Raw genomic sequence first — 17,083 nt, forward strand, 5'->3', positions numbered from 1 at the left:
GGGACCACTACAGGCTGCGGGCACGGCGGCGGCCGTGGGTCAAGCCCCCGGAGGTCCGAAAACCCGGCCGCGCGCCATCCCCGGCGGGCGCCGCCGGCCCTGGATGAGAGGCAGGATCAGAAGAGGAAGTACCGCTGGGCCATGGGCAGCTCGGCGGCCGGAGCCGCCTCCACCGCCTCGCCGTCGATGCGCACGGTGAAGGTGTCCGGGTCGACGCGGATGTCCGGCGTCGCGGTGTTCTCCGGCAGGTCCGCCTTGCCCCGCCGGCGGACGTCCGCCGTGGCGACCATCGGCTTCGCCAGGCCCAGCCGCTCGTCGAGGCCGTCCTGCAGCGCCGCGGGCGCGACGAACATCAGCGAACTCGCCGCGGCCGGGCCGGGGGCGGCGCCGAACATGGGCCGCGGCAGCACCGGCTGCGGGGTCGGGATCGAGGCGTTCGCGTCGCCCATCGCCGCCCACGCGATGAAACCGCCCTTGAGGACCAGCGACGGCCGCACCCCGAAGAAGGCCGGCTCGTAGAGCACCAGGTCGGCCAGCTTCCCGGCCTCCACCGACCCGATCTCGGTGTCCAGGCCGTGCGCCACCGCCGGGCAGATCGTGTACTTGGCGACGTAGCGCCGGGCCCGGTTGTTGTCGGCGACCGTGTCGCCGGGCAGCGCGCCGCGGCGGCGTTTCATGACGTGCGCGGTCTGCCAGGTCCGCGTGACGACCTCGCCGATGCGGCCCATCGCCTGCGAGTCCGAGCCGATCATCGAGATCGCGCCCAGGTCGTGCAGGATGTCCTCGGCCGCGATCGTGGACGGCCGGATGCGGCTCTCCGCGAACGCCAGGTCCTCGGGCACCGACGGGTTCAGATGGTGGCAGACCATCAGCATGTCGAGGTGCTCGTCGAGGGTGTTGACCGTGTGCGGCCGGGTGGGGTTCGTCGACGACGGCAGGATGTTCGGGAACGACGCGACGGTGATGATGTCCGGCGCGTGCCCGCCGCCGGCACCCTCGGTGTGGTAGGCGTGGATCGCCCGGCCGGCGATCGCGGCGAGGGTGTCCTCGACGAATCCGGCCTCGTTGAGGGTGTCGGAATGCAGCGCCACCTGCACCCCCGAGGCATCGGCGACACGCAGGCAGGCGTCGATGGCCGCCGGGGTGGTGCCCCAGTCCTCGTGCAGCTTGAAGCCGGCCGCGCCGGCGCGCAGCTGTTCCCACATCGCGTCCTCGCTGACCGTGTTGCCCTTGCCGAGCAGGGCGACGTTGACCGGCCAGCCGTCCATCGCGGACATCATCCGGTGCAGGTTCCACGGCGACGCGGTGACGGTCGTCGCCTTGGTGCCCTCCGCCGGCCCGGTGCCGCCGCCGATGAGCGTGGTGACGCCCGTGCCGAGGGCCTCGGGGACCTGCTGCGGGCAGATGAAGTGGACGTGGGTGTCGACCGCGCCCGCGGTGAGGATCTTCCCGTTGCCCGCGATGATCTCGGTGCCGGGGCCGATCACCAGATCCGGGTGGACGCCGTCCATGGTGTCGGGGTTGCCGGCCTTGCCCAGCGCGCTGATCCGTCCGTCCCGGATGCCGACGTCGGCCTTGACGACTCCCCAGTGGTCGAGCACGACCGCACCGGTGATCACCAGATCGGGTGCGCCCTGCGCGCGGGTGGCGCGGGCCTGGCCCATCGACTCGCGGATGACCTTGCCGCCGCCGAACACCGCCTCGTCGCCGGTGGCCGTGCCGCCCGGGCCGCGGCTGAGGTCGTCGGTGACCTCGATGAACAGGTCGGTGTCCGCGAGGCGGATCCGGTCGCCCACCGTCGGCCCGTACAGGGTGGCGTACCGGGACCGCTCCAGCTCACTCACTCCCCGCTCCCCTTACGGTCACCGCGGCCACCGTCGAGCGGGCCGGCCCACTCCGGGCGCAGCCCCGGGACGACCCGGGCGCCGGCCAGGGCGACCAGCTCGACCTCGCGCTCGACCCCGGGCTCGAACCGGACGGCGGTGCCCGCCGCGACGGCCAGCCGGTAGCCCCAGGCGGCCTCGCGGTCGAAGTCGAGAGCCGGGTTCGCGGCGGCGAAGTGGTAGTGCGACCCGACCTGGACGGGCCGGTCGCCCGTGTTGCGCACGACCAGCACCCGGGTCGGCCGGCCCGGGTTCAGCCGCACCGTGCCGGGCGCGGTGACGATCTCGCCGGGGATCAAGGGGTCGCCGGGGATCAAGGGATCGGCTGGTGGACGGTGACGAGCTTCGTGCCGTCCGGGAAGGTGGCCTCGACCTGGACCTCGGCCAGCATCTCCGGCACGCCCTCCATGACGTCGTCGCGGGTCAGCACGCCCCGCCCGGCCGCCATGAGATCGGCGACGGTACGCCCGTCCCGCGCGCCCTCGAGCAGGAACGAGGTGAGCAGCGCGGTCGCCTCCGGATAGTTGAGGCGCAGCCCGCGTGCGCGGCGTTCCCGGGCCAGTCCGGCCGCCACATGGATGAGCAGGCGTTCCTGTTCATGCGGGCTCAGCAGCACGAGCGCGAAGCCTACACGTACCCGCCCGCCGGCCCGAACCACCCGCGCCCCGGCCGCGTGCCAGCCCTGTCGACGTCCCTTCGCGCCCACTTCGTGCCGTCTTCGCGCGGGGCCCGGCCGCCGGTTTGCGGACATCGTCATTTCGACCGGCCGGTGCGCCCGCCCCCCGGTTTCCCTTTTCGCCGGTGTTTCCCGCCGGTGCCACCGAGATGGCGTCGGTGATCTCCCCGTGTTCGGATTCGGTGGCCCGGATCGTGAAATGGCCCGATGTCCCGGGAACCGTGGGTCCCGATGCCTGGTAACTGGTTGTTCACGTGACCGCGATAGGTCCGATACTCCTGCTTTCTAGCGTCCGTGGAACCGCCTGGCAGGTCGGATGGGAACGGCTGAACGGGGTGTCGCGGGCGCGTTCGATGGGGGTTCGGTGGCAACAGGCAGCAGCACGGGTTTCGACAGACGCGGGTTCCTGCGCGGGGGAATGGGGGCGACGGCCGGGGCGGCGCTGCTCGCGCTCGGCGGCGGCGGCCTGCTCGCCGCGTGCGGCGATGACAGCAGTGACGGCGGCTCGTCCGGCAGCGGTTTCGGTGTCCTCGACATCCGCTTTTCCTGGATCAAGAACACCGAGTTCGCCGGTGCCTACATCGCGGATCAGAAGGGCTACTACAAGGCGGCCGGCTTCTCCGGCGTCAACATGATCGCCGGCGGCCCGTCCGCGACGCCACAGGACACCGACGTCGCGACCGGCAAGGCGTTCATCGGCATCTCCGCCCCCGACATCACCGGCAACGCCATCCTCAACGGCGCACCGATCAAGATCGTTGGCGCGCAGTACCAGAAGAACCCGTTCGCGATCGTCTCCATGGCGGACAAGCCCATCGCCGGCCCCCAGGAGATGATCGGCAAGAGGATTGGCGTGCAGGCGACCAATGAGAGTGTGTGGACGGCGTTCCTCAAGGTGAACAAGATCGACCCGAAGTCGATCGAAAAGGTGCCGGTCGAGTTCGACCCGCTCCCGCTCACCACGGGCACCGTGGACGGCTGGTTCTCCTTCGTCACGAACGAACCGAACCTGCTGCGCGTCAAGGGTTTCGAGGTGACGACCTTCCTGCTCGCAGACCACAACTACCCGTTGGTCTCCGAGACCTACATGGTCCGTACCGAGTCCATCGACAAGGAACGGGACAAGATCAAGGCCGCACTCACCGCCGAGATCCGCGGATGGAAGGACTCGCTGGCCGATCCCGCGCTCGGCGCGCACCTGGCGGCGACCGTCTACGGAAAGGACCTCGGCCTGGACGAGGAGGAGCAGACCCTGGAGAGCAAGGACCAGAACGCTCTCATCCTCACCGCCGACACGAAGGCGAACGGCCTGTTCACGGTCACCGACAAGCTTGTCGAGGAGAACATCGACACCCTCGGGATCGCGGGCGTGAGCATCACCGCCGAGGAGCTGTTCGACCTGTCCATCATCAAGGAGCTCTACGAGGAGAAGCCTGATCTCGTATGACGACATCGGCCACGCCCACACCGGAACCCGCCTCTGCCCCGACCCCGCCGACCCCGCCGGCCGCGCCCGACGGGTCCGGTGTGAGCGTGACCGGGCTCGGCAGGGAGTTCCGCATGGGCCGCGGTCGCGTCGTGGCCCTCGGCGACGTCAACCTCGCGACGGCGGAGGGCTCGTTCCTGACCCTGATCGGCCCCTCGGGCTGCGGCAAGTCCACCGTGCTGCGGATCCTGGCGGACCTGGACGCCCCGACGGCCGGGACGGCGCTGGTGCACGGCGAGGCGCCGTCGGTGGCCCGCCGGGCGCACCACCTCGGCATCGCCTTCCAGGACGCCGCCCTGCTGCCCTGGCGGTCGGTCGAGGCGAACATCCGGCTGCCGCTGGAGGTCAGCGGCCTGAAGGCCGAACGCAAGGTCATCAGCGACCTGATCGCTCTCGTCGGGCTGACCGGCTTCGAGCGGGCCCGGCCCGCGCAGCTCTCCGGCGGCATGCGCCAGCGGGTCGCGATCGCCCGCGCCCTCGTCGTGCAGCCCAAGGTGCTGCTGCTCGACGAGCCGTTCGGCGCCCTCGACGACATGACCCGCCAGCGCCTGAACTTCGAGCTGCTGCGCATCTGGAGTGAACGCTCGACGACCACCATCCTGGTGACCCACTCGATCCCCGAGGCGGTCATCCTCTCCGACACCGTCGCGGTGATGACCGCCCGCCCCGGGCGCATCGCGGCGCGCGTCGACATCGACCTGCCGCGCCCGCGCACCCCGGAGATGCTGCGCACCGCCCGGTTCCACGAGCTGCACGACGAGCTGTCCACGCTCCTGTTCGCCGGTACCGGCCCGACGGCAGGGGAGGCCGGATGACCCGGCCCGCGTGGCTCGGCGGGACGATCGGCGTCGTCGGCCTGGTCGCCGTGTGGTGGCTGCTCGCCGTCACGCTGCTCGACCGCGGAAGCGTCGTGCCCACGCCCTGGGAGGTCGTCCGTGCCCTGGGGGACGACCATCGCCTGCTCTGGACGTCCGCCCGGTCGACCGTGTCGATCGCGGCCCAGGGCTGGCTCGTCGGCAACGGCCTGGCGATCGGCCTCGCGGTGCTGTTCTTCGGCGTCCCCGTCGTCGAGCGGGTGCTGCTCCAGATCGGGGTGGCCTCCTACTGCCTGCCGATCATCGCGATCGGCCCGATCCTGACCACGGTCTTCGACGGCAGCACGCCGCAGAAGGCGCTGGCCGGGATCTCGGTGTTCTTCACGACGCTGGTCGGCACCCTGCTCGGCCTGCGCGCGGCCGACCCGGCCAGCCTCGACGTAATCCGGGCCAGCGGCGGCGGCGTCGTCCACCAGATGCGCTACGTCCGGCTGCGCGCAGCCCTGCCGAGCACCTTCGCGGCGCTGCAGATCGCCGCGCCGGCCGCGATCCTGGGTGCGATCATCGGCGAGTTCCTCGGCGCCGACCGCGGCCTCGGGATCGCCATGGTCAACTCGCAGCAGGCACTGGAGGTGCCGCGCACCTGGGCGCTGGCCCTGGTCGCCTCCACCATCGCCGGTCTCGGCTACGCCCTGACCGCGCTGCTGGCCCGGCTGCTGACGCCCTGGGCCCCCCGCGGTAACCCTGGAGGCGCCCGATGAGCACCGTGACGCCGGACACCGCATCGTCCGGCGGCCGTGGCAGCCGGGTGGCGGGGGCGATTGCCGCGCGGGCCGGGCGGACCCTGCTCTCGGTCGTCGCGTCCACCGCGGTGATCGTCGGGCTCTGGTACGCCTTCATCGAGGTCTTCGACCTCAACGCCCTCGTCGCCAAGGACCCCGGGGCGGTCTGGAAGTACCTGTTCACCGAGCCGGACGCCGCCCAGAACCGTTCCGTCATCCTGGACGGCCTGTGGCACACCCTCGGCGACGCCGCGGTCGGCTACGTCGCCGGCACCCTCGCCGCGCTCGGCGTGGCCGTCGCGTTCGTGCTGAACCGCGCGGTCGAGCAGTCGCTGATGCCGGTGGCGATGATGCTGCGCTCGGTGCCCCTGGTCGCGATGACACCGCTGCTCACCCTCGTCTTCGGCCGCGGCCTGCTGGCGGTCTCGGTGATCGCCGGGATCGTCGTGTTCTTCCCGTCCCTGGTGAACCTGGTGTTCGGGCTGCGCTCCGGGCCCGCGGCCGCCGCCGACCTCGTCGTCGCCCACGGCGGCGGGCCGTTCACGGTGCTGCGCAAGGTGGCGCTCCCGAGCTCCCTGCCCGCGCTGTTCGTCTCGGCGCGCATCTCGGTACCTGGCGCGATCATCGGCGCGCTGCTCGCGGAATGGTTGGCCACCGGCAAGGGCCTGGGCTACTTCATGCAACGCGCGCAACAGACGTTCGACTACGGCGGGGTGTGGGCCTCGGTGGTCGTGATCACCGCCGCCAGTGTCGCGGTCCACGCCCTGGTGGGCCTCGCCGAGGCCGTCGTGCTCGCCCGGTACGGGCCCGACCCGACCCGGCGCGGGTGAGCGGCGTGGCACCCCGCGGCGGGCAGCCGGCGGCCGTCCGAGTGCGCAACCGCAGGTCACGGGCTGTGATGTGGCGCACCTGGCACTGCTTGCTTCCTGACACCCCACCACGCGACGTGTCGCTCCCGTACGAGAATGCGGTTGTACAGCAATGCGTCGGAACGTGCGGGTGTGGTCGCGTCGTGGCGGGGTCGAGGTCGGCCCGGCCGCCGCGGGGCTCGCTGCGCGGGTCCGTGGCCGGGCGGTCGGCGGCGTCGACCGGTGAGTTCCGGAGGGCGTCATGACCGCTGAGCGGGACGTCGACCGTACGGTCGACGCCGTCCCCTCCCACGCGCTCCCGGCCGCACCCGTGCCGGTGACACCAGGGCCGGCCGCGCCGGGGGTGGTGCCTGCCGGGCCGTTGCGGTCGCTTCCGCCGCTCGCCGCGCCCGCGGTGGCGCGGGTGCCCGGCCGCCGCCGGGCGACGCCCGTCCCCGGCCGCGCCGGCGCCGCGCGCGGCAGCCGGGCCCCCCGCCCGGTGACGGTGCCCACTCCGCTGTGCGAGCCCCTCACCCCCACCCCGGACGAGCTCGAGCGGCTGCGCGACATCGCCACCGGCCGCGCCGAGGCCGACTTCGCGATCCGCGGCGGGGTGGTCTTCGTCGTCCAGTCCGGCGAGATGATGCGGCGCGACATTCTCATCGCCGGCCGCTACATCGCCGCGGTGACCCGGCCGAGCGCCGTGGGCGCCCGCCGCAGCCTGGACGCGGCCGGCCGGTTCGTGCTCCCGGCCTACGTCGACGCCCGCGCGTCGGTCGAGCGGACGCTGCTCGGCCCGGGGGAGCTCGCCCGGCTCGTCGTCCCGCGCGGCACGGTGACGGTGCTGACCGACCTCGCCGAGATCGAGCAGATCCACGGCCCGCGCGGCCGCTCGCTCGTGCTGCGCACCGGCACACCGCTGCGTGTCCTGCCCCGCGGCCCCGCCGGCACCCGCGACGGGTTCGCCGGCCCGTCCCGTCCCGCCGCGCCGCACGAGGGCAGCGCGCCCTACGACACCACCGGGTCATATGAAGCGACCACGCCGTACGAGGCCACCGCGCCGCACCAGGCCGCCGTCGAGGCCGTGGACGTCGCGCGTGCCGTCCCCCGGCAGGTGAGCCCGCTGACGGGGGTGCCCGGCCCGTTCATCGGGAGCGCCGGGCCCGCCGCGTTCCTGCCGGGCGCCGCCCATCTCGTCGGCGGGCCCGCCGGAGCCGAGATGCCGCCGGTGGGTGGCGGTCTGATCTCCGATCACCTCGACGACCGGGTACGGGAGGAGATCCGAGCGGGCGGCGCCGCCGTCCGTGTCGTCCGGGACGCCACCCTCACCCCCGCGCGCGCCTTCGGCCTCGACCACGTGCTCGGCTCGATCGCTCCGGCCCGGCTCGCCGACCTGCAGATCGTGCAGGACCTGACCGCGCGGCTCCCCCCGGACGTCGTGGTGGCCGGTGGGCGGATCGCGGCCGAGCGCGGCCGCGCGCTGTTCGACAACTTCGACGTGGCCCCGATGTGGGCGTCATCCTCGGTGCGCCTGCCCGCCGGCCTCTACACCGGTTCGTTCACCTCACCCTGCATGCACTGGAGCGGCCGGCGCGACACCCGACTCACCATCGTCGACGTGCGGGCCCCCGCCGTCGCCACCAGCCCGGCGGCCCCGATCGGGGTTTCGAGGGTCTCGGCGTCCTCGGTCGGGCTCGGGCCGCTCGGCGCGGGCGGGGAGCCGCCGCGGGTGACCGTCACCCGGGTGGAACCGACCCTGCGTGACGGCGTCGTCGTCGCCGACCCGTCCCGAGACCTGCTCAAGTCGGCGGTGCTCGACCGGTCCGGCCGGGCCGACCGCGTGCGGGTCGGGATGGTTCGCGGCCTCGGGCTCACCCGGGGGGCGCTGGGAACGACCGCCGGGGCCGCCCCCGGCGACGTGGTGATCGTCGGTGCCGGCGACGCGGACATGCTGACCGCGGCCCGGGCGCTGGAGGGGATGGGGGGCGGGTTCGTCGTCGTCGAGCGCGGCTGGGTGCTGGCCGCCTGCCCGCTGCCGGTGGCGGGCCTGATGAGCGACGCCCCCTGGGAGGCGGTGCTCGGCCAGCTCGCGGCCGTCGACACCGCGGCCCGCGACCTCGGCTGCCGGCTCGCCTCGCCGCTTCGTCTGATCGCCCAGCTCGGCAGGGAGCTGTACGTCCGGCCCTGACGCGGTGGTCAGCCGTCCGAGACGCGCCGCGCCGGCAGCGCCGGGCCGCCCTCCGGGATGGCCCAGCCCCGCAGCGCGGGGTGCGCCGCGGCTGCCGACCCTCGCGGCGCGCCTGCGCTGGCCGCCGTCGCGGAGCCGCGCGGCGCGTCCGCGGCCGCCGTCGTGGACCCGGCGCGTTCGCCGCGCCGCGCGGGGCGCGGCGAACGCGCGTGCAGCTGGCTCGCGTCATCCCGCAGCGCGCGGCGTACCTGGGCGGACGGCACCCAGATCCGCACGCCGCCTCCGCTGGCGACGTCCATCAGGCCGTTGTGAACCATGTCCGTCAGGTGCCGGCGTGCCCGGTCCTTGTCGGTGCCGAGAAGCTCGGCGACGTCGGCCGTCCGCAGCGTGCGCCCGCCCAGCCCGGCGGTGAGAACCAGCAGGTCCGGCAGCGCCAGCGGACGTCCGCCGTACTCGCGGCCGACGGCGAACAGCGCGAACGCGAGATCCGCGGGTTGCCTGGGCAACACGGCGACCACGGTGTCGGCGGTCGAGCCGGTGTGGTCCGGCGCGGCCAGGCCGTTGCGGAGCTGGGCGGCGTGCGCCCGGCGGATCCCCCGTCCGGAGCGGTCGGTGATCCCCGCCCGGCGGAACGCGTCCGCCAGCAGCGGGCTGCGCGGCCGCGGGGGCCGCGCGAGCAGCCGAGCGGCGGGGTCGTGCACCGCGTCGGCGTAGCCACCGGGGCTGGAGATCTCGACGCCCTCACCGGTCCACTGCACGTGGACGGCACCGGCCGCGGTGTAGTCGCGGTGGACGAAGGCGTTGGCGAGCAGCTCGCGGAACGCCTGCTCGGCGTAGGCGGGCACGCCGGTGCGCACCAGCTCGTAACGGATCTCGCGCTCGGGATTGCGGGCCCGGAAACGGGCCAGCAGCTCCTCGGTGAGACGCAGCAGCGGCCAGCGGAAGAAGTCGTTCATCCCGTCCGTGGGCTCGCCGGTCTCCGGCCCGATGACCTGGATGGCGGCCTCGTGGTTCGGCACGTGCGCCCGCAGCGCCTCGGGCTGCCCGAACAGCAGCACCGCCCCCGCGCAGAGGTGGGTGCGGCCGTCCTCGACCAGCGCGACGCCCAGTGACCGCGCGATCTGCTCGTCCGACATCGCGGCGAGCGTGCTGTCGCCGCGGCCCCCGGCGGCACCGACCAGCCGGCGCAACCGGTCGAACTCGCGCGGGTCAAGGTCGTCCCAGCTCGCCGCCGAGACGCTCGCGGCGAAGTCGGCCACTGTCACGTAGGCCCCCTTCATGTCGGCCACTGTCACGTCGGCCACCTGCCTGATCACATGGTAGGTCGGTGCCGTCGTCCGCCGTGCCGGCTTCAGTGTCGGATATCCGCTGCCCTGGTGGGAGAGCCGCGGGCTGCCCTGGCGACGACAGCGGCCAGCACCCGGCGCAGCGCCACGCCAGCCGCGTCCGCGCGGATGCTGACCTCCGCGGCCGTCCCCCCGTCCCCGGAGATCAGAGGGAGTCCGTCGACGGTGAAGCGCTCCTGCAGGGCGAGGTCCTCGTCGAGCACCGCCTGCTCGAAGCGGACGGCCTCGGCCAGCCGGGCGGGATCACCGTCCAGGTCGTCGCGCAGGATGCGGGTGTAGACGCGGGTCGCGGCGGCGTCCTCGGGCTGCAGGCAGAACAGGATCGTGTTGGTGATCCCGGCGTCGGGGTACTCCAGCCGCAGCCGCAGCATGAACGGCGGGCGGTACACGTACGTCGACGTGCGGCGTTGGATGAGCGGGCGGAGCCCGGCCGCGACCCCCGGATCCTCCGGGTTGGCGACCTCCTGATCCATCCGGACCAGGAAGCCGTCGCCGTCGGCGTCCACCCGGTACGGCGCGACGACGGTCTCCTCGCCGGCGCCGATGGTGGCGGCGTGCACGAACGGGAAGTGCGCGGTGTCGAGGAAGTTGTCGGCGAGCAGGCCGGCGCAGGCCGTCGTGCGCGCGGCGGGCAGCCAGGCGTCGTCGAACCCGTCCTCGGCCGCCTCCGGCAGCTCGATGATGTCGGCGAACGGCTCCGCGGGCGCGATCCACACCAGCCCGTGCCGCTCGGTCACCCCCCACGGCGGGATGGCGCGGGCCCGCCGCGGCGCCGGTATCCCCGGGCCGAGCGCCGGTACCGCGGTGCACTCCCCGGACGCGACGAACCGCCATCCGTGGTAGCCGCAGATGATCTCGTGGCCCTCGACCCGTCCCGCCGACAGCGGGGCGAGCCGGTGCGGGCACCGGTCGGCGAAGGCTGCCACCTGGTCGTCGAGCCGGGCCAGCACCCACGGCTCGCCGAGCAGCCGGACGGCGATCGGCTCGTCGGCGAGCTCGGACGACCGGGCGACCGGGTGCCAGCCGTGCCGCAGCGCCGGGTCGGTGTTGGTCAGGCGACCGGTCATCGAGTTTGCCTCCCGGCGGTCAGATCTCCCGCTCCGGTATCCGTCCCTGTCTTCGCTCCGGTCTCGGCTCCGGTCGACTCCGGTCGGCTCCGGTTCTCGGCGCCATCCCATCACCGAAGCGATCCGGGGTTTCGGGCGGGCGCCCGATGTGTGTCACTCCGTGACATTTCGAGGGGTGGTCGTCGTCCGTGCGTACCGGGTCGCCTCCGGCGACTCTCAACAGTGAACACAAAGATACGTAGAGCAGTGTTCGTTGAACATCGACGTAACGTCCCACCACTATCGTCGGGCCCATGACGACGCCCGGCGGTCCGTCCACCGCTCTGCACCGGCCCGGGACGGTCGGCGAGGCCGTCGCCGCCCTCGCCGCCGAGGCACGGGCGGGCCGGCCGGTCGAGCTGCTGGCCGGCGGCACCGATCTGGTGCCCGCGCTGCGCACCGGGACGCGCCCGCCGGCGGCGATCGTCGCGCTGCGCCGGGTGCTGGAGCTGCGGGTGCGCGGGGCAGGCGCGGACACCCTCACGATCGGCGCCGGGGTCACCTACACCGAGCTGGCCGGATGGTCACTCTCGCCCGGCCTGGCGGCGACGTCCCGGGTGGTCGGGTCCGTCCAGATCCGCAACTGCGGGACGGTCGGCGGGGCGCTCGGCTCCGCCAACCCGCGCGGCGACCTCCTCACGTTCCTCACCGCGGCCCAGGCCGAGGTACTGCTCACCTCCGAGGACGGGTCGCGTGCCGCGGGCCTGGACGACTTCCTGAGCGCCGGCCGCCTGCCGGGCGAGCTGGTGACGGCGGTCCGGGTGCCCCGCCCGAGCGGCCCGCAGACCTACCTCAAGATCGGTGGCCGGCAGGCCGCGTTCCCGTCGCTGGTGTCCTGCGCGTTGCTCGTCGACCGGGTCCGCGAGCGGGTCTGCTGCGCCGTGGGCGGCGTGGCTGCCCGGCCGTGGCGGGTGGCCGAGGCCGAGCGGCTGGCCGCCGCCGACGTCGACTGGTCCACCGGGACGGCCCCGGCCGCCCTGGCACGGCGCTTCGGTGAGCTGGCCGCGGCCGGTGTCCGCGCGGCGCCGCCGCTGGGAGAGGACCCGCGCCATCCCCTGGAGTACCGGGTGCACGCGGCCGGCGTGCTGGCCGCCCGGGCCTTCGCTCGATGCCTCACGGCCCGGTCGGCGCCGCGGCGTGAGAGCGCCCCGTGAGCGGCGGCGTGCCTGGTCCTCTGGGCGGGGAGCGCCGGCTTTCCTACCACCTGAGCATCGACGGCGCCCGGCGCGCCGTTACCGGGGCGCGGCTCGAGGAGTCGCTGCTGACGGTCCTGCGGGAGCGGCTCGACGTCACCTCCGTGAAGGACGCCTGCGAGCAGGGCCGGTGCGGGGCCTGCTCGGTGCTGCTGGACGGCCGGCTGGTCACGGCCTGCACCGTCCTCGCCGCCGACGCCGCCGACGCCCGCGTGGTCACCGTGGCCGGGCTGGGCCCGGGTGGGCCGGCCGCCGCGGTGCGCGCCGCCTTCGTCGCGCACGGGGCGGTCCAGTGCGGCTTCTGCACCCCAGGCCTGGTCGTGGCGGTCACCGACCTGCTCGCCCGCCGACCGGGCGCCGACGAGGATGAGATTCAGGAGACACTGGCGGGCAACATCTGCCGGTGCACCGGGTACGGCCGCATCCTCGCGGCGGTCCGCGCCGTCCAGGCGGGGCGGGGCGGCCCGCCCGGGTGGGCATGACCGGCCGGGCGCGAGGCGTCGGGGGGTCGGTGCTCCGTCCCGACGGGTTGGCCAAGGCCGGCGGGACGTTCGTCTACGCCGGCGACCTCAGCGCCCCCGGCATGCTGCACGCCCGGACCCTGCGCTCGCCCCACCCGCGGGCGCGCATCCGGCGGGTCGACACCGCCGCGGCCCTGCGCATCCCGGGAGTCGCCGCGGTGGTGACGGCGGTGGACGTCCCCGGTGTGGCGACCTACGGCCTCATCGTGGCCGACCAGCCGGTCTTCGCCGCCACCGAGACCCGTTACGCCGGCGAGCCGGTCGCCGCCGTCGCCGCGGTCGACGCGCCGACCGCCCGGCGCGCGCTGGCGGCCGTCGAGGTCGAGTACGAGCCGCTGCCGCCCCTCGTCGATCCCGAGGTGGCCGCCGGGCCGGGTGCCGAACCGCTCCACCCGGACGGCAACGTGTTCCGTGAGATCACCCTGAGACACGGCGATCCCGACGCCGCCGGCCCGGTGGTCGTCGAGGACAGCTACCTCGTCGGCATGCAGGACCAGGCCTTCCTCGCGCCGGAGGCGGCGCTGGTCGTGCCGGCCGCCGACGGGGGCGTCGACATGTGGCTGGCCACCCAGTGGCTGCACTCCGACCGCGAACAGATCGCCGCCTGCCTGGGGCTGCCCGAGGAGCTGGTCCGGCTCGAGCTCGCCGGCGTCGGCGGCGCGTTCGGCGGCCGCGAGGACGTCACGCTGCAGGTCCACGGCGCGCTGCTCGCCCGGGCCACCGGGACGCCGGTCCGCATCGCCTACGACCGGGTCGAGTCCTTCCTGGGCCATCCGCATCGCCATCCCGCCCGGATGTGGTTCCGCCACACCGCGACCGAGGCGGGTGACCTGGTCAGCGTGCACGCGCGGATCATCATGGACGGCGGGGCGTACGCGTCGTCGTCCCCCGCGGTGATCGCCAACGCCGTCACGCACGCCGCCGGGCCGTACCGGGTGCCGAACACGCGGCTGGACGGGCTCGTCGTGCGCACCAACAACCCGCCGTGCGGGGCGATGCGCGGGTTCGGGGTCCCGCAGGTCACGATCGGACACGAGGCGCAGATGGACCGGCTCGCGGACCGCCTCCGGATGGACCCGGTCGAGCTGCGGGTGCGCAACGCACTGCGGCCCGGCGACGTCCTGCCCACCGGTCAGGTCCTCGGGCCGCCGCTGCCGGCGCGGGAGGCGATCGAGGCGGTCGCGGCGCGCCCGCTGCCGGCGGCGCTCACCGCCGCCTCGCCGGTGACGGCCCGTCCCGGGGGGCGCGGCGCGCACGCGGACCTCGCCCGCGTCCGCCGCGGCGTCGGATACGCCTTGGCCTACAAGAACCTTCTGTTCTCCGAGGGCTTCGACGACTCCTCCACCGCGCGGGCGCGGCTCGAGCTTGGCGCGGACGGCCGGCCGGTCGCCACGATCCACAGTGCGTGTGCCGAGGTCGGCCAGGGGTTCGTCACGGTCGCCGGGCAGATCGCGCGGACCGAGCTCGGTGTCGACGAGGTCGTGCTGCGCCCCGCCGACACCGGGGTGGGCAGCGCCGGGTCGACGAGCGCGTCCCGCCAGACCTGGATGAGCGGCGGCGCCGTGCGCGGTGCGTGCGTGGCGGTGGTCGACCGGCTGCTGGCCCGGGTGGCACGTCGGCTGGGCCTGCCGCCGGAGGTCGTCGAGGCACCCCGGCGCGCCCTGGTGATCACCGGGGGTGAGATCGTCGGCGCCGAGACGGGGACCCGGCTCACGCTGGCCGAGGCGCTCGCCGCGGGACCGGTCGAAGCCGAGCACACCTTCCACCACCGGCGCACCACCGCGCTGGACGCGCACGGTCAGGGCGATCCGCACGTGGCCTTCGCCGCGGCGGCGCACCGGGCCGTGGTGGACGTCGACCTCGACCTCGGGCTCGTCCGCGTCGTGTCGATGGCGCTCGCGCAGGACTGCGGCACCGTGCTGAACCCGCTGTCGCTGCGCGGGCAGGTCGAGGGCGGCACCGCCCAGGGACTCGGCCTGGCCGTGATGGAGGAGCTGGTGACCGTGGGCGGCGTGGTGACCAACCCGACGCTGCACGACTACCTGCTGCCCACCACGGCGGACGTCCCCGCGCTGGACTTCGTGGCACTCACCCACCCGCAGCCGGACGCGCCTTACGGGGTGAAGGGCGTCGGGGAGACCCCGACCTGCACGGCGACCGCCGCGGTCCTCGCCGCCGTCCGGGCGGCGGTCGGGCGGGACCTGCGCCGGGTACCGGTCCGCCCGGTGGACCTCGTCGATCTCGCGGATCCGGTCGATCCGCTGGGCGGTGCTCCGTATCTGGGGAATAAGGCAGCCTGGGGGCAGCCTGGGGAGATGGAACGCGGATGAGCGGATGAGTGGTGGGCAGGCCGGTATCGCGACGCCGCCGGACGCCGTCGAGGTGATCCGGTCGCGTCGGGTCGTACTGCCCGACGGCGAGTGCCCCGCGGCCGTCCACGTCGTCGACGGCCGGATCACCGCGGTCACCGCGCCGGGCGAGGTGCCATCCGGCGTCGCCGTCACCGATCTCGGCGACCTCGTGCTCATGCCCGGCGTGGTCGACACGCATGTCCACGTCAACGAACCCGGCCGGACCGAGTGGGAGGGCTTCGCCAGCGCCACCCGGGCCGCGGCGGCCGGCGGCGTGACGACGATCATCGACATGCCGCTGAACTCGATCCCCCCCACCACCTCGCTGGACGCGCTGGCCGCCAAGCGGGCGGCGGCCGAGGGCCGGGTCGCCGTCGACGTCGGTTTCTGGGGCGGGATCATCGGCGCCGACGCCCGCCGGCTCGACGACCTCGCCGCGCTGCACGACGCCGGCGTGTTCGGGTTCAAGGCGTTCCTGGCACCCTCAGGGGTCGAGGAGTTCCCGCACGTGAGCCTCGACGTGCTCGCCGCCGCCTCCCGGCACGCCGCCCGGATGGACGCCCTCACCGTCGTCCACGCCGAGTCGCCCTCCGTGCTCGCAGAGGCGCCTGAGGCGGCCGGCCGCACGTTCGCCAGCTGGCTGCGCTCCCGCCCGCCGGCCGCCGAGAAGGCCGCGGTGGCCTCGCTCGCGGCGCTCACCGCCTCGACGGGCGCGCGTCTGCACGTCCTGCACCTGGCGGCGGCCCAGGCGCTCGACGACGTCGTCTCCGCCCGCGAGGCCGGCCTGCCCATGACCGTCGAGACCTGCCCGCACTACCTGACCTTCACCGCCGAGGAGGTCCCCGACGGCGCGACCGTCTTCAAGTGCGCGCCGCCCATCCGGGAACGCGCGAACCTGGACCGGCTCTGGGACGGCCTGGCCGCCGGCCTGTTCGCCGGCGTCGTCACCGACCACTCGCCAGCCACCCCGGCGCTGAAATCCGTCGAGACCGGTGACTTCGGGACGGCCTGGGGTGGCATCGCCTCCGTCCAGCTGGGCCTGGCCGCGGTGTGGACCCAGGCACGCCGCCGCGGGCACGGCCTCGTCGACGTCGTCCGGTGGATGTGCTCCGGCCCCGCCGACCTGGTCGGGCTGGGCGCGCCGGGGCTCGGCACCGGCGGGGCGGGCGCCGCACCGAGCGGCACCAAGGGACGCATCGCCGTCGGCGCCGACGCCGACCTTGTGATCTTCGACCCTGACGCCACGTTCGTCGTCGAGCCGTCCCTGCTGCACCACCGCCATCCGCTCACGCCCTACGCTGGGCGAACGCTTGACGGCCTCGTTCTGGCGACCTACCTGCGGGGCCGGCGGGCGGACGGCGACCGGCCCGCACGCGGCCGGCTGCTCGCCCAGTGACCCACCAGCCGCGCCCCGGCTCGTCGCGGGCCTGCGCCCGTGTCCAGCAGCCCGTCCTGTCCGCCTGAGCAGCCCGAGCAGAAGAAGGAGCCCGCACGCTTGACGTCCTCCCCCGCGTGAACGCGAGGGATTCCAACTCCTACACACCCACCAGAGGAGGTGTGGAGTGTTGAGGTTCGCGGTTCGCGGGCGTGACCGACGCCGCCCCTCCCCGCGTGGTCACGGCCCGTCCAGCCGCGATGTTGCATGCCGCGTTCACGTCCGCGTTGGTCGTGTGCCCGCAGGCGACGCACCGGAACACCGCTTGGCTCTCGCGGTTCCCGGGCGCCACATGCCCGCAGGACGAGCAACACAGGCTGGTGTAGGCGGCCGGGATCTTCTCCACCCGGCCGGGTGCTTTCTGTTCCAACCGCCGGGCAAGCAGACCCCAGCCGTTGGCGAGGATGCCCCGGTTCAGTCCGGCTTTCTGGCGAACATTGCGGCCCGGCTGGT

The 17,083-nt window shown here is 74.3% G+C and carries 15 protein-coding genes; 9 read left to right on the forward strand and 6 right to left on the reverse strand.

Translation table 11 applies throughout. From position 1 onward, the window contains the following. Positions 1 to 116 precede the first annotated feature (116 nt). From FMEAI12_RS35225 to FMEAI12_RS35235, 3 genes are read right to left on the reverse strand one after another with little or no spacing between them, the layout of a single operon-like run. Positions 117 to 1,844, reverse strand: coding sequence for an urease subunit alpha (locus FMEAI12_RS35225; protein ID WP_112109343.1), 1,728 nt, complete (start codon positions 1,842 to 1,844; stop codon positions 117 to 119). Beyond that, entirely contained in the window at positions 1,841 to 2,182 is a 342-nt protein-coding gene (locus FMEAI12_RS35230) for an urease subunit beta (protein ID WP_071060462.1), read from the reverse strand. Before FMEAI12_RS35230 ends, FMEAI12_RS35225 begins: the two co-directional genes overlap by 4 nt. Positions 2,183 to 2,196: 14 nt before the next feature. Then, positions 2,197 to 2,499, reverse strand: coding sequence for an urease subunit gamma (locus tag FMEAI12_RS35235; RefSeq protein ID WP_026239939.1), 303 nt, complete (start codon positions 2,497 to 2,499; stop codon positions 2,197 to 2,199). Between the two features lie 478 nt (positions 2,500 to 2,977). Between FMEAI12_RS35235 and FMEAI12_RS35240 the strand changes: the two genes are divergently transcribed. The 5 genes from FMEAI12_RS35240 (at position 2,978) to FMEAI12_RS35260 (ending at position 8,678) form a co-directional block, all read left to right on the forward strand. Beyond that, positions 2,978 to 4,006 (forward strand): ABC transporter substrate-binding protein, encoded by a 1,029-nt coding sequence (locus FMEAI12_RS35240; RefSeq protein ID WP_112109344.1) that lies wholly within the window; start codon positions 2,978 to 2,980, stop codon positions 4,004 to 4,006. Beyond that, entirely contained in the window at positions 4,003 to 4,860 is an 858-nt protein-coding gene (locus FMEAI12_RS35245) for an ABC transporter ATP-binding protein (RefSeq protein WP_112109345.1), read from the forward strand. The genes FMEAI12_RS35240 and FMEAI12_RS35245 overlap by 4 nt, the downstream gene beginning before the upstream one ends. Next, positions 4,857 to 5,621: an ABC transporter permease gene (locus tag FMEAI12_RS35250; RefSeq protein WP_112109346.1), complete on the forward strand. Its 765-nt coding sequence runs from the start codon at positions 4,857 to 4,859 to the stop codon at positions 5,619 to 5,621. Before FMEAI12_RS35245 ends, FMEAI12_RS35250 begins: the two co-directional genes overlap by 4 nt. Then, positions 5,618 to 6,472, forward strand: coding sequence for an ABC transporter permease (locus FMEAI12_RS35255; protein ID WP_112109347.1), 855 nt, complete (start codon positions 5,618 to 5,620; stop codon positions 6,470 to 6,472). The genes FMEAI12_RS35250 and FMEAI12_RS35255 overlap by 4 nt, the downstream gene beginning before the upstream one ends. A 280-nt stretch (positions 6,473 to 6,752) precedes the next feature. Continuing rightward, complete coding sequence (locus FMEAI12_RS35260) at positions 6,753 to 8,678, forward strand: adenine deaminase C-terminal domain-containing protein (protein ID WP_112109348.1); 1,926 nt, start codon at positions 6,753 to 6,755, stop codon at positions 8,676 to 8,678. 8 nt (positions 8,679 to 8,686) lie between these two features. On the opposite strand, the gene FMEAI12_RS35265 is transcribed toward FMEAI12_RS35260, so the two are convergent. Beyond that, the gene (locus FMEAI12_RS35265) at positions 8,687 to 9,982 is read right to left on the reverse strand and encodes an ATP-binding protein (RefSeq protein WP_235015101.1); all 1,296 of its coding nucleotides are present in this window, start codon (positions 9,980 to 9,982) and stop codon (positions 8,687 to 8,689) included. 47 nt (positions 9,983 to 10,029) lie between these two features. Then, positions 10,030 to 11,091, reverse strand: coding sequence for an aromatic ring-hydroxylating dioxygenase subunit alpha (locus FMEAI12_RS35270; RefSeq protein WP_112109349.1), 1,062 nt, complete (start codon positions 11,089 to 11,091; stop codon positions 10,030 to 10,032). 293 nt (positions 11,092 to 11,384) lie between these two features. On the opposite strand from FMEAI12_RS35270, the gene FMEAI12_RS35275 reads away from it, so the two are divergent. Genes FMEAI12_RS35275 through allB form a run of 4 tightly spaced genes read left to right on the forward strand, consistent with a single transcriptional unit; the run spans position 11,385 to position 16,591 of the window. Then, on the forward strand, positions 11,385 to 12,284 hold the full coding sequence (locus FMEAI12_RS35275) for a xanthine dehydrogenase family protein subunit M (protein ID WP_112109350.1): 900 nt from the start codon (positions 11,385 to 11,387) through the stop codon (positions 12,282 to 12,284). Next, a complete protein-coding gene (locus FMEAI12_RS35280; protein ID WP_235015103.1) occupies positions 12,281 to 12,805 on the forward strand; it encodes a (2Fe-2S)-binding protein in 525 nt (174 codons plus the stop codon). The genes FMEAI12_RS35275 and FMEAI12_RS35280 overlap by 4 nt, the downstream gene beginning before the upstream one ends. Further along, the gene (pucD, locus tag FMEAI12_RS35285; protein ID WP_112109364.1) at positions 12,802 to 15,174 is read left to right on the forward strand and encodes a xanthine dehydrogenase subunit D; all 2,373 of its coding nucleotides are present in this window, start codon (positions 12,802 to 12,804) and stop codon (positions 15,172 to 15,174) included. The genes FMEAI12_RS35280 and pucD overlap by 4 nt, the downstream gene beginning before the upstream one ends. A gap of 4 nt (positions 15,175 to 15,178) precedes the next feature. Further along, positions 15,179 to 16,591: an allantoinase AllB gene (gene allB / locus FMEAI12_RS35290; protein ID WP_112109351.1), complete on the forward strand. Its 1,413-nt coding sequence runs from the start codon at positions 15,179 to 15,181 to the stop codon at positions 16,589 to 16,591. A gap of 139 nt (positions 16,592 to 16,730) precedes the next feature. Here allB and FMEAI12_RS35295 read toward each other — a convergent pair. Beyond that, positions 16,731 to 17,083, reverse strand: a 353-nt coding sequence (locus FMEAI12_RS35295) for a zinc ribbon domain-containing protein (protein ID WP_146776852.1), incomplete at its 5' end; no start/stop codon positions are given.

Origin of the sequence: Parafrankia sp. Ea1.12, from assembly GCF_900465275.1 — a bacterium.
Taxonomy (GTDB): domain Bacteria; phylum Actinomycetota; class Actinomycetes; order Frankiales; family Frankiaceae; genus Parafrankia; species Parafrankia soli.

Coding starts and splice junctions, on each gene's coding strand:
- FMEAI12_RS35275 (WP_112109350.1), top strand. CDS start 11,385: ATGACGACGCCCGGCGGTCCGTCCACCGCTCTGCACCGGCCCGGGACG.
- FMEAI12_RS35270 (WP_112109349.1), bottom strand. CDS start 11,091: ATGACCGGTCGCCTGACCAACACCGACCCGGCGCTGCGGCACGGCTGG.
- FMEAI12_RS35245 (WP_112109345.1), top strand. CDS start 4,003: ATGACGACATCGGCCACGCCCACACCGGAACCCGCCTCTGCCCCGACC.
- FMEAI12_RS35240 (WP_112109344.1), top strand. CDS start 2,978: ATGGGGGCGACGGCCGGGGCGGCGCTGCTCGCGCTCGGCGGCGGCGGC.
- FMEAI12_RS35260 (WP_112109348.1), top strand. CDS start 6,753: ATGACCGCTGAGCGGGACGTCGACCGTACGGTCGACGCCGTCCCCTCC.
- allB (WP_112109351.1), top strand. CDS start 15,179: ATGAGTGGTGGGCAGGCCGGTATCGCGACGCCGCCGGACGCCGTCGAG.
- pucD (WP_112109364.1), top strand. CDS start 12,802: ATGACCGGCCGGGCGCGAGGCGTCGGGGGGTCGGTGCTCCGTCCCGAC.
- FMEAI12_RS35255 (WP_112109347.1), top strand. CDS start 5,618: ATGAGCACCGTGACGCCGGACACCGCATCGTCCGGCGGCCGTGGCAGC.
- FMEAI12_RS35250 (WP_112109346.1), top strand. CDS start 4,857: ATGACCCGGCCCGCGTGGCTCGGCGGGACGATCGGCGTCGTCGGCCTG.